The following is an 11,198-nucleotide window of genomic DNA, read 5'->3' on the forward strand; positions in this document are numbered from 1 at the left end:
AGTTTTGCTGCCTACCTTAATCTGCCAGTTGGTAGCGGTCAATTTTCTTTAGTAACCCCTGCCGGGATAACCCCAGTTGGCGTGCGGCCTGGCTCTTGTTACCGTTACATTGTTCAAGTGCTTGTTTAATCATGCGTATTTCTAATTGCTGCACTGCCTGGTCTAACAATTGTATCCCTGTTTCTGTTACCGCTTGAGTAGTGCCCGCAGTGCCGGCTTCGGGATGCAGCAAGCTGATATCAGCCATGCTGATAACTCCACCCTGTGCCACAGCAGCTACGCTTTCCAGCGTGTTTTTCAGCTCACGGATATTACCCGGCCAGTCGCGCTGTAAAAACCAGCTTAGTGCAGTGCTGTCCAGTTTTAAACGCTGGCCCTGCTGTTGCGATAACTGTTCAAGAAAGAACTGTAGCAGCAGCGGTATATCCTGGCTACGGCTGCTAAGCGCTACCGTTTCCAGCGTAATGCCTTTAATGCGGTAATATAAATCTTCGCGAAACAGCCCTTTTTGTACCAGTTGTGGCAAATTAGCATTGGTGGCAGAAATAAGCCGTAAATCAATTTTCTGTTGCTCACGGCCGCCAACCGGAAAAAAGGTGCCTTCCTGCAATACCCGCAATAGCTTAACCTGCATTGGCAAAGGCATCTCGCCAATTTCATCCAGAAATAAAGTACCGCCATCGGCCAGTTTCAGCAGGCCCGGCCGGTCTTTATCGGCACCGGTAAAGGCACCTTTAACATAACCAAACAGCTCGCTTTCCAGCAAGTCGGCCGGAATAGCGCCGCAATGCACAGACACAAAGGCCTGCTCCGCACGCCGGCTCAGCTCATGCAGTGCGCGTGATACTACCTCTTTACCGGTACCGGATGGCCCGGTTACCAGTACCCGCACATCAGTGGGGGCAATACGTTGGATCAGTGTACGCATAGCCTCCATTGCCGGTGATACGCCAATTAAGCGCTGCACAGCAGTGTTGGCCTGACGCTGCTGTTTTAGCTGGCTCAGCTCTTGCTCCAGCTGATGCTTACCCAATGCCCGTTTTATTACCACAGCCAGTAAATCCGGATCGACCGGCTTGGCAATAAAATCCCAGGCACCCAGCGCTATGGCATCCAGTGCCAGTTGCCGCTCGGCATGGCCGGTTAAAATAATTACCGGCCTTGAAATAAGCTCGGGCAAGGCCTGTAGTGTATGTTGCGGGTTAAATTCGGGCGGTAATGATAAATCCAGCAAAATTAAGTCAGCATCAAATTGCTGTAGGTGCTGGCGGGCAACGGTTAAATCGGCCGCCGTCACCACCTGATAACCGCTGTTTTCCAACCAGCTTTGTGCCAGTTGGCGAAATGCCGGTTCATCGTCAATCAGTAAAATACGGCCTTTATTCATTTGCGGAGTCTTCTGTATTTAAGTTAAAGCGTAATTCAAAGCTGACCGGCCAACCCAGATCGGTGCGGTGGTTAATCTCACCACCGTGTGCCTGCATAATACGTCGCACTATCGCCAGCCCCAGGCCACTGCCACCGGCCCGTTTGCTAACAAAAGGCTGAAACAGGCTGCTATGCTGCTCGCTGGCAATAGCCGGGCCGTTATTGTGTACATACAGCAGCAACTGCGTACCCTGCTGCTGCGCCTGCAGTTTAATAATGGCGCCGCTCTGGTTACGGCAAAATGCCAGCGCATTATCCAGCAGGTTTACGATCACCTGCTGCAAACGGTATACGTCAGCGGTGATCAGCAGTTGTTCATCTACATCCAACTGGCAGCTTACCCCTTGCCAGTTGTGTTGCTGCACTAAGCTTTGTAGCAGGGCATTCAGTGGCACTGTGGTTAATTGCAACTGCAACTGGCCGGAATAACTCAGTAAATCGGCAATCAGCCGGTCGGCGCGTTTTAACTGTTGCTGAATATGCTGGCGGGTTTCATCTGCCGTGCTTGCTGCTGCCATGGCAATAATATTTAGCGGGTTTCTAAGCTCATGCGCCATCGCGGCCGACAATGCGCCAAGCTCAACCAGATGCTGTTGATCCAGCCTTTTACGCTCCGCTTCAGCCAGTTTTAACGATTGCTCCAGAATACGGCAACTGCTTAGCAATAAGGCAGCAAACACCTCGCCCTGCAGCCGGTAACCCGGCGTAACATCATCCCAGCCTTTAAGCTCATAATGCCAGCCTTCGGCCCCGCGCTGGCAGTGAATTTGCAGCTGTGCCGCCGCTGCCTGAGTTTGTGGCAAATGCACGGCAACACGCATGCGTAACTGTTGCGATAACAACTTGCTGCCAAGGGCCGCCAGCTCCGTCCAGCTTTCGGTTTGCTGCAACTGCAAACGCCAGCGTTCCAGCAAAGCTTCATTTAACGTAACACCGGGGTATATTAATCGCCTGGCCAGCGCGGCTACCGGCTGGTAACAGGCTGCAGACAGTAACAGCAGCAAGGCCGAATACAGCCAAAGCTGCAATGCCGGAACCGCCGACAACGCCTGCATACCAAACTGCCCCAGCATGGCACTGACCAGCGCCATCAGTGCCAGCACCACCAACAGCATGCAAAACCATAACAGCGCTTTATTGGCAAAAGCATTAATCGCCAGTACCTGATACCGCACTACCCCATACACCAGCAATAACAGATAGCTGGGTAACAACAGCATTGGATACGGATACCAGGTCAGGCCAAGTGATGGGAAAATAAAACTGGTAGCCAGCAACAAGCCCCAGCCACCGGCAATAAACATGGCGCCAATAGAACGCCTGCGGTTACCGGAATGATGGCGCCAGCCATACAGCAGCACGCCATGGGCAGCAATACCCAGTAATACTGTGTACACCAGGTTTAACCAACCCAGCCCCTGAAAAGCAAAAAATGCACTGAAACCGGTAGTAGCAATGATTTTGCCACCATTAAATTGCCAGCTCAGCGCTATTAGCACAAAAGTGAAACCATATAGTAACGGCATCTGCCGTTGTAAGGTCTGCAACCGTGACGATAATGGCCGGCCTGCTGCGACAAACTGCAGCGCAAAGTGTAAAAAGCACATTGGCATCAGCGGGTTTGCCAGTACCAATGCAATACCCAATTGCGGCCACTGATGCAAAATTGCGATATGACCGGCGCACCACAGTGCCATCATAGCGGCAAAACCGGCCAAGGCCGGCATACCTGGCTGGCGCTGGCCCTGCCACAGCAACCAGCCAGCCAGTAACACCGCGCAGCAACTGGTTAGCAGCATGCTTATTTCAAATACTAAGTACAGTGGCACTGTAAACCTCGTTTACATCAACTCAGAACGCGAATCGTAAACCTTGTTTACACACCAAACAAGATAAATATAAAAATTGATATAAATCATAAACTAATAAGTATACTGACAAAGTGGTAAGCATCTTGCAAATCTCGCTATATCTAAACTGAACAGATTTCGCATTAAAGAGAGTAAGTTATGAATAGTAGTTTATTAATCACAGAAGTTCTGGCTTTAAGCCTGATGGTGGCAGTAGCCTTAGCACCTGCTTTATACCGCTATTTGCAGCAACGGAGACGCTAATATGGAACTGGATGCTGCGCTGCTATCCCGTCTGCAGTTTGCTTTTACCGTTAGTTTTCATATTATTTTTCCGTCTATTACCATCGGCCTGGCAACACTGATTGCGATCTGGGAAGGCTTATGGCTGAAAACCGGCAACCCGGTATATTTGCAACTGGCTAAATTCTGGATCAAACCTTTTGCCATTACCTTTGGCATGGGTGTGGTGTCGGGCATAGTGCTGTCGTATGAGTTTGGCACTAACTTTTCTGAGTTTTCCCGCATTACCGGTGCAGTACTGGGGCCATTAATGGCGTACGAGGTACTGACCGCGTTTTTCCTTGAGGCTGGCTTTTTGGGCATTATGCTGTTTGGCTGGCAACGTGTCGGGCCTAAGCTGCATTTTATGGCTACGGTAGTGGTGGCAGTTGGTACCTGGATTTCGGCTTTTTGGATTATCGCTGCCAACTCCTGGATGCACACACCGGCAGGCCACATTATTGTTGATGGCGTATTTCAGGTAGACAGCTGGTGGCAGGTGATTTTTAACCCATCGATGCCATACCGCTTTACTCATATGTTACTGGCAGCCTTTATTACCGGCACTTTTGTCGTGTTAGCCACCAGCGCCTGGCAACTGCGGCACAGCGAGCATAAAAATATGGCTCGCAAAGGCCTATCAATGACGCTGTGGCTGGCGCTGATTTTAACGCCGCTACAGGCTTATGTCGGCGACTTGCACGGCCTGAATGTAAAAGAGCATCAGCCGGTAAAACTGGCCGCAATGGAAGGTATTTGGGCCGAACGTGAAGCCGGTGCACCGCTGTTGTTATTCGCTATTCCTGACAGAGCGGCCGAAAAAAACCATTTTGAAATTGGTATTCCCAAACTGGCCAGCCTGATTTTAACCCACGATCCCGACGGTGAGCTGATGGGCTTAAAGGCTGTACCAGCTGATGAGCGGCCTAACGTTGCGGTGGTGTTTTTCTCGTTCCGCGTAATGGTCGGTATTGGCGTGCTGATGATTTTAGTCGCATTTACCGGAGCTTTTTTACGTTGGCGCGGCAGTTTATACCAAAGCCGCTGGTTTTTAACCGCCTGCAGCTATCTGGCCCCCAGTGGCATTATTGCCGTATTGGCTGGCTGGTATGTGGTAGAGGTTGGCCGCCAGCCCTGGCTGGTATATGGCCTGGTGCGCACCATTGATGTGGTGTCGCCCCTGCCGGCCGAACGAGTGCTGTTTTCACTCACCTTGTTTGTCCTGACATACAGCCTGCTGTTTGGTGTTTACCTGTACTTTATGCGCAAGCTTATCCGCAAAGGGCCGCCGCCACTGGAAAAACTGTCGCAACAGCTAATTGGTGTAAAAGCGTCAGGCTACGCCGTAGCGTTAGCCAAAAAAATAAAACCGGAACAGGAGCAACACTAATGGAACTGCAAATGGGTTTACCGTTGTTTTACTTCCTGCTGCTGGGTTTTGCCATTCTGATGTACGTGCTGCTGGATGGCTTTGATTTGGGCATTGGCATTTTGTACCCCTGGTTTAACACTGATGCCGAACACGATCATTTAATGCGCTCTATTTCGCATGTCTGGGATGGCAACGAAACCTGGCTGGTGTTTGGCGGTGTGATCCTGTTTGGCGCTTTTCCGCTGGCGTATGCCAGCATTGCGTCGTTATTGTACCTGCCGATTATGCTGATGTTAATTGGCCTGATCTTTCGCGGTGTGGCGTTTGAATACCGCTTTAAATCTCATACCTCTAAAGTATGGTGGAACCGCGCTTTTGCCATAGGTTCCAGCCTTGCCGCATTTTGTCAGGGCCTGATGCTGGGTGTATTGGTACAGGGTGTCGACGCAGACAGCGTAGCCTCGTCCAGCCTGCAGTGGTTAACGCCGTTTAGCCTGTTTACCGGCTTAGCCGTTATGGCCGGCTATGCTTTGCTGGGCTGTACTTACCTGACGATGAAAAGTCGTGGCGATATTCAGCAAAAAGCAGCGCGCTATGGCCAGCGCTTGCTGCTATTCGTTATGCTGGCGATGTTGTTAGTGAGTTTATTTACGCTGTACCAACAGCCAGAAATCCGCGAGCGCTGGTTTGGCGGCGCCCACAGCCTGATATTAATGTTACTGCCACTCATGGCAATACTGGCGGCCAGACTGTTATACCGTGATTTAGGCCGCGTACAGCGCCAGTTTGCTGCTGAAGCCCATATCAGCATCCGCCACGAAAGCCGCCCGTTCTGGCTGGCGGCCAGTTTATTTTTGCTGGCGTTTGCCGGTTTGGTTGCCGGGTTATTCCCTTATTTACTGCCGCACCAAATCAGCTTTTATGCCGCAGCGGCACCTGACAGCAGCTTAAGCTTTATGCTACCGGGCATACTGATCTTTTTACCGCTGATCCTGGCTTATACCTTGTGGGGTTATCATATCTTTCGCGGTAAGGTGGAAGACTACGAGGAGGGTTACTAATGGTAAAACTATCACTGCCAAATGGCCGGCCACTACCTAAAATAGTCTGGTTTATTCTGCTGTATCTGGTGGGTTTAGGTAGCCTGACCTTAGTAGCCCTGTTACTGAAAAGCCTGCTGTCCGGGCTGTAAACGCCACTGTGTCGTGCAAAAATAGTCGTTAATCGCAATTCGCGGCTATTTTTGCAGCGCCCCCTTGCGCCAGGTGTAACAAGCGCTCATTATCAAATGGCATCGTGTTACTTTAAAACGATGTCTTAAGTGAATGAGGGTGTATGCGCTGGCTAAGTAGTTTTGCCTTACTGTTGTATCTAAGTTTATTGTGCACGCCGCAAGCCTTTGCTGTGCATGATCAGCGCTTGTCGCCGCTGGCAGATACGCAGTTTCATGCCCTCACGCCGTCTGTTTCACACCACACGGTAACAACAGAACAAGACAGCACAGACGAACCCCAACCGGTGTTGCCGGTGTCTGCCGGTGCTGCCACTTTAGCTTTTTTCAGCACAGTTTATGCTGTGCGCAGTGTATTTAACAAAGCACCGTTCTTAGTTTCACTACAGGCCCGCGCCCCGCCCGTTTTTTCCTCACATTAAGTTTCAGCCAGAACAGCGCTGCTGTTCACACTTAAATTATTTTTTAGCTGGTATGGCCTCTGCGTGCCGGCATGTGAGGAACACCATGAAAACATTAGCATTATATTCTGTTGAAGCCATTGATCATTTAGTACAACCCACTGATTTCGATGGTATGACGTTAAACTCACCAGCCCTGACGGTGGTAACCGATTTTAAACACAGCCAGCCTAATATTGTGGCGGCATCGACCACAGCACGTGATGCGCTGGACATGATGCAACAAGAGCAAACCAAACTTAAGCTGGTAGTAGACCACGACGCCGAATTAGTAGGGTTATTGCACCTTGACCAGTTGTCAGATCAGTCGATTATGCGCCGCATTGCCTTTGGTGACAGCCGCGATGACATCACAGTAGCTGACTTAATGCGCCCGCGTGAACGTATTAAAGCACTGGCGTATCAGCAATTGCAGCACTGCAGCATTGCCGATGTGGTTAATACCCTGCAATCAAGTGGTGAACAACACTGTGTGGTAGTTGACCGTGAATCACACCAAATCCGTGGTGTAATAAGCGCGCAGGATATTGCCCGGCGCTTACGCATGCAGCTGCATATTCAGCAAGCGCCCACTTTTTTGCATATCTTCGACAGCTTATCAGCCTGAAGCTAAAACGGCTGGCCTTAGCGCCAGCCTTTTTCTTTGCCGTATTACCACAGCATATTAGCTATGCCGCTTAAAACCCGCGCTTTGCCGCTGTGGGGTTTGTACTTCTGTCTGGATCGGGTTAGGTTTAAACAAAAATAAACTTAAATAAACCTATCCGGGAGCATTATGCGTACATTTACCCGCTCAGCATTGCTGATTAGCACCAGCTTATTACTGAGCAGCCCTGCCTTACTGGCTGAAGAGCCTGTTGCCAGCTCTGGCGCGAACAGTGCAAACACCACTGCCAGCAGCCGTTATTTTGAAGCCGAAGATATTTTTGCACTGGAGTATGCCGCCGATGTGCAAATATCGCCTGATGGCAGCAAGATTGTCTATGTGCGCGCCAGTAACGACATTATGACCGACAGCACCCGCAACAGCCTGTGGTTGCTGGATGTAAAAACCGGCCAGCAGTTGCCGCTGTTTGCCGACCAGTTTAATTACAGCCAGCCGCGCTGGTCTGCGGATGGCAAACAACTGGCATTTATTTCTGATATCAGCGGCTCACGGCAAATTCACCTGCACTGGCTGGCAGAAAATAAAACCGCCCAGTTGTCTAAATTACGGCAAAGCCCGTCTAATCTGGTTTGGTCACCGGATGGCAAACAGCTGGCTTTTACCATGAATGTAGACGCCAGCGAGGCCGCTGTTAAACAAAGCGTAAAACGGGTAAAAAAACCTAACGGTGCCAAATGGTCTGAACCTGCGATAGTGTTGGACAGGGTGCGTTATCAGGCCGATGGCCAGGGCTTTTTAAAGCCACAGTTCCGGCAGATATTTATATTACCGGCCAGCGGCGGTATTGAGCGCCAGCTAACTCAGGGCGACTTTAATTACGGCAGCGATTTAAGCTTTACGCCGGATAGCAAAGCGCTGGTATTTTCTGCCAACCTCGACCCGGAGTGGGAATACCAGCCACGTGACAGCAATTTATACCAGTTGGATTTAGCCACCGAACAGTTAACTGCCCTGACTACCATGCCCGGCAATGAATCGTCGCCGGTGTTTTCACCCGACGGTAAACAGCTGGCGTTTTTATGGCAAAACAATGCGCTGGTGCCTTACAGCAACAGCAAGCTGAAAATTCTAAACCTGAACTCGAACAAAATCAGCGATATTGCCGCAGACTTTGATCGCAGCGTTGAACAACCAAACTGGCTGAACAATTCCAGCTTTGTGGTGCAATACGATGATCGTGGTCAGCGCAAGCTGGCCACCCTGAACAGTAGTGGTAAAATTACTGATCTCACTGCCAGTTTAGGTGGAGTATCACAGCCGCAGCCTTATTTAAGTGGTTCATACTCGGTGGCCAATAATGGTGCCATCGCATATACCCACGGCACCAGCCAGCGGCCAAGTGAGGTTGCCGTACTACAAAAAGGTAAAACTACCGTACTTACTACACTAAACGAAGATTTGCTCGGCCATAAAAAGCTGGCACAGGTACATGAAATTACTTATAAATCGTCTTTTGATGGTGAAGAAATACAAGGCTGGTATATGACACCGCCAGATTTCGACCCGGCGAAAAAATACCCGCTGCTGCTTGAAATTCACGGCGGCCCGCACTTAGCCTATGGCGCCCAATGGAGCGCAGAAATGCAGCGTTATGCCAAAGAAGGTTATGTGGTGTTTTATGACAACCACCGCGGTAGCTCATCTTACGGCGAGCGTTTTGCCATGTTGCTGCACAATAAATACAGCTCACCGGAAGACTATGCCGACCACGACAGCGGCGTAAATGCGATGCTGGCACTGGGCTTTATTGATGAAAACAACCTGTTTATCGGCGGCGGCTCGGCCGGTGGTATTGCTACCGCTTATGCCATAGGCCTGACCGACCGTTACAAAGCCGCCGCAGTGGTAAAACCGATTATTAACTGGTTGAGTAAAGTACTGACCGGTGATAGCTACACTTATCAGACCTTCCACCAGTTCCCCGGCGTGCCGTGGGAAAATGTCGAGCACTACTGGCAGCGCTCGCCGCTTAGCCTGGTGGGCAATGTAAAAACCCCGACAATTCTGATCACCGGTGAAGCAGACCGGCGCACACCTATTTCAGAATCTGAACAGTTTTATCAGGCGCTGAAACTGCGCCGGGTTGATACCACGTTGGTGCGGGTACCGGGTTCACCACACGGTATTTCTAACCGCCCCAGCCGGATGATTGAAAAAGTCGAATATATGCTGGCCTGGTTTGAAAAATACCGCACGCCGTCAAATTAACTGACCGGCTGAAGCAAATAAGCTTAGCAGAACCGGCTTGCCCTAAACTAACCGTTGCAGGCCAGGATGGCCGAATCGAGCCCCCAGGGATGGGTTTACGGCGTGTTAGTGTGGGCAACCGGTTCAGGCTCAAACCTCAAAGTGCTTTTATATTGTGAATTTGCGGCCTGCATGCTAGTTTGCGGCCAGTTGTATTTGCCGGAGTGTCTGTGATGGTGGCCAAGCTTATTATTTTTAGTATCCGCTCGCTTATTTCCCTGCTGCTGGGCGTGGCGCATGTATATTTTGTTATTTTGTGCTTTGGTTTTATCGCCACTATAAACCCGGTGCAACTGTGGATCATGGATTCCAATACCTTACGCGGCTCAGCACTGCTATGGCTTTCCATTATGGATTTAGCGCTACACCTGTTGCTGGCTATTCCGGTTACCGTCGCCCTGTTGTATCTGCAAACCCAGCTACGCCGTTACCATTTGTGCCTGGTTGCCATGCCAATACTTGGCTTTGGTTTATATAGTATGTGGCAGCTGTTTAGCCAGCGGCACGAGCTTAGCCTGACCTACCTCAGCTACATCAACACCCTGCTGCCGGCTTTTGCTTTACTGCTGATTGGCTTTTTGGCATTAAAACACTTTAGCCATATCAAACCTGCAGCTGCATCCGTGCGGCTGTAATGTTTGCTGTTTTAACATGTTAACGCGATAACAGATTAACGCGGTAAAAAGTAACGGTCTAATATCGCCAGAGTATCGCGGACATACCCCATGCGCTGGCCAATATCGGCGCTATGTGGCCGGATACCAATTTTTGCCCCCAGCACCGGCAAGCCTGCCGCATCATTACATGCCGCCAAACAATTGTGCATCGCCTGCTCTGTCATCCAGCTACCGGGTTCACCATTTACGACCAGCTCGCTGTTGCGCGGCGGTTGATGGCTATCGCGCCAGGCGCCGTATTCGCTATCCTGATCCGATACCCCGGAGAACATCAGCCCGCTTAGCACACCTGCTGCCTGTGCGGCCTGAATATGCTCAACAGCACCTGCAACCCGGCGGGTTTCAAATACCGAGCGGCCCCAGTTAATGACCATACCCAATTGCTGCTCTTTGCTTAAAGCGGCATTTAACTGCGTGATAACGTCCAGCTCATCACTTAGTGCTAAAAAGCCTTTCGACGGTGTCTGGCTGTCAACATAAGCATCGCAATGCTCAATCACAATACGGACACCATGCCAGTTCCAGCTAAGCATAGTTTGCAACGATGCCAGCAGCGACGCTTTGGAAGACGCCGCCTTATGCCGTGCCGGTGCGGTTTGAATTTGAATTGCAGTTACCGCCTGGCGCCCCAAATGCGTGTTTAATTTGCCAATCGCTGCACAGGCTTGTTTTATAAATGCCAGCGCTGCCTGGCGCCCGGCTTCATCATCAGAGGCAATACCAAACATTGGGTTTTGCCCCAGTGCATTCATAATGCCGGGAATACAGGTAAACACGTAATTCCACTGCGGCGCGATATTGGCCAGAAACCAGTTGTCATCGTGCTGATGTAAAACACCCCAAAACGGATGCTCCAGGCCTTTTATATTCGGCAGCGCTTTTAACTCGTTGTAATAAGCAGTTTCCAGTATTGGATCCCAGCCACTATGGTTGGGCGAAGCGGCATAAGCGCCCAGATAATATTGCACAATAAATTTCCTTAA

At 50.5% G+C, this 11,198-nt stretch carries 10 protein-coding genes; 7 read left to right on the forward strand and 3 right to left on the reverse strand.

What is annotated here, in order from left to right; genetic code table 11:
* Positions 1–16 precede the first annotated feature (16 nt).
* Together AR688_RS11205 and AR688_RS11210 are read right to left on the reverse strand one after the other, a co-directional pair.
* Complete coding sequence (locus AR688_RS11205; RefSeq protein ID WP_068233434.1) at positions 17–1,387, reverse strand: sigma-54-dependent transcriptional regulator; 1,371 nt, start codon at positions 1,385–1,387, stop codon at positions 17–19.
* A complete protein-coding gene (locus AR688_RS11210; protein WP_231732044.1) occupies positions 1,380–3,257 on the reverse strand; it encodes a sensor histidine kinase in 1,878 nt (625 codons plus the stop codon). Before AR688_RS11210 ends, AR688_RS11205 begins: the two co-directional genes overlap by 8 nt.
* 286 nt (positions 3,258–3,543) lie before the next feature.
* Between AR688_RS11210 and AR688_RS11215 the strand changes: the two genes are divergently transcribed.
* From AR688_RS11215 to AR688_RS11240, 7 genes are all read left to right on the forward strand, one after another.
* Positions 3,544–4,950 (forward strand): cytochrome ubiquinol oxidase subunit I, encoded by a 1,407-nt coding sequence (locus AR688_RS11215; protein ID WP_068233435.1) that lies wholly within the window; start codon positions 3,544–3,546, stop codon positions 4,948–4,950.
* Complete coding sequence (cydB, locus tag AR688_RS11220; RefSeq protein ID WP_197412202.1) at positions 4,950–5,993, forward strand: cytochrome d ubiquinol oxidase subunit II; 1,044 nt, start codon at positions 4,950–4,952, stop codon at positions 5,991–5,993. Before AR688_RS11215 ends, cydB begins: the two co-directional genes overlap by 1 nt.
* The gene (locus AR688_RS20630; protein ID WP_259238050.1) at positions 5,993–6,124 is read left to right on the forward strand and encodes a hypothetical protein; all 132 of its coding nucleotides are present in this window, start codon (positions 5,993–5,995) and stop codon (positions 6,122–6,124) included. Before cydB ends, AR688_RS20630 begins: the two co-directional genes overlap by 1 nt.
* Positions 6,125–6,267: 143 nt before the next feature.
* A complete protein-coding gene (locus tag AR688_RS11225; protein WP_068233441.1) occupies positions 6,268–6,585 on the forward strand; it encodes a hypothetical protein in 318 nt (105 codons plus the stop codon).
* Between the two features lie 85 nt (positions 6,586–6,670).
* On the forward strand, positions 6,671–7,231 hold the full coding sequence (locus AR688_RS11230; RefSeq protein ID WP_068233442.1) for a CBS domain-containing protein: 561 nt from the start codon (positions 6,671–6,673) through the stop codon (positions 7,229–7,231).
* Between the two features lie 168 nt (positions 7,232–7,399).
* A complete protein-coding gene (locus tag AR688_RS11235; RefSeq protein ID WP_068233444.1) occupies positions 7,400–9,499 on the forward strand; it encodes a S9 family peptidase in 2,100 nt (699 codons plus the stop codon).
* Positions 9,500–9,708: 209 nt separating this feature from the next.
* Positions 9,709–10,173, forward strand: a complete 465-nt coding sequence (locus AR688_RS11240; protein WP_156420281.1) for a hypothetical protein — start codon at positions 9,709–9,711, stop codon at positions 10,171–10,173.
* A 35-nt stretch (positions 10,174–10,208) separates the two neighbouring features.
* Here AR688_RS11240 and AR688_RS11245 read toward each other — a convergent pair whose 3' ends face one another.
* Positions 10,209–11,183: a DUF4862 family protein gene (locus AR688_RS11245; protein WP_068233449.1), complete on the reverse strand. Its 975-nt coding sequence runs from the start codon at positions 11,181–11,183 to the stop codon at positions 10,209–10,211.
* Positions 11,184–11,198: the final 15 nt, after the last annotated feature.

The sequence above is a fragment of the Rheinheimera sp. EpRS3 genome, from assembly GCF_001513785.1.
Lineage (GTDB): Bacteria > Pseudomonadota > Gammaproteobacteria > Enterobacterales > Alteromonadaceae > Alishewanella.

What these genes read in the sequence shown, in the direction of transcription:
- AR688_RS11215 (WP_068233435.1), top strand. Translation starts at nt 3,544, where the DNA reads ATGGAACTGGATGCTGCGCTGCTATCCCGTCTGCAGTTTGCTTTTACC.
- AR688_RS11230 (WP_068233442.1), top strand. Translation starts at nt 6,671, where the DNA reads ATGAAAACATTAGCATTATATTCTGTTGAAGCCATTGATCATTTAGTA.
- AR688_RS11225 (WP_068233441.1), top strand. Translation starts at nt 6,268, where the DNA reads ATGCGCTGGCTAAGTAGTTTTGCCTTACTGTTGTATCTAAGTTTATTG.
- cydB (WP_197412202.1), top strand. Translation starts at nt 4,950, where the DNA reads ATGGAACTGCAAATGGGTTTACCGTTGTTTTACTTCCTGCTGCTGGGT.
- AR688_RS11205 (WP_068233434.1), bottom strand. Translation starts at nt 1,387, where the DNA reads ATGAATAAAGGCCGTATTTTACTGATTGACGATGAACCGGCATTTCGC.
- AR688_RS20630 (WP_259238050.1), top strand. Translation starts at nt 5,993, where the DNA reads ATGGTAAAACTATCACTGCCAAATGGCCGGCCACTACCTAAAATAGTC.
- AR688_RS11235 (WP_068233444.1), top strand. Translation starts at nt 7,400, where the DNA reads ATGCGTACATTTACCCGCTCAGCATTGCTGATTAGCACCAGCTTATTA.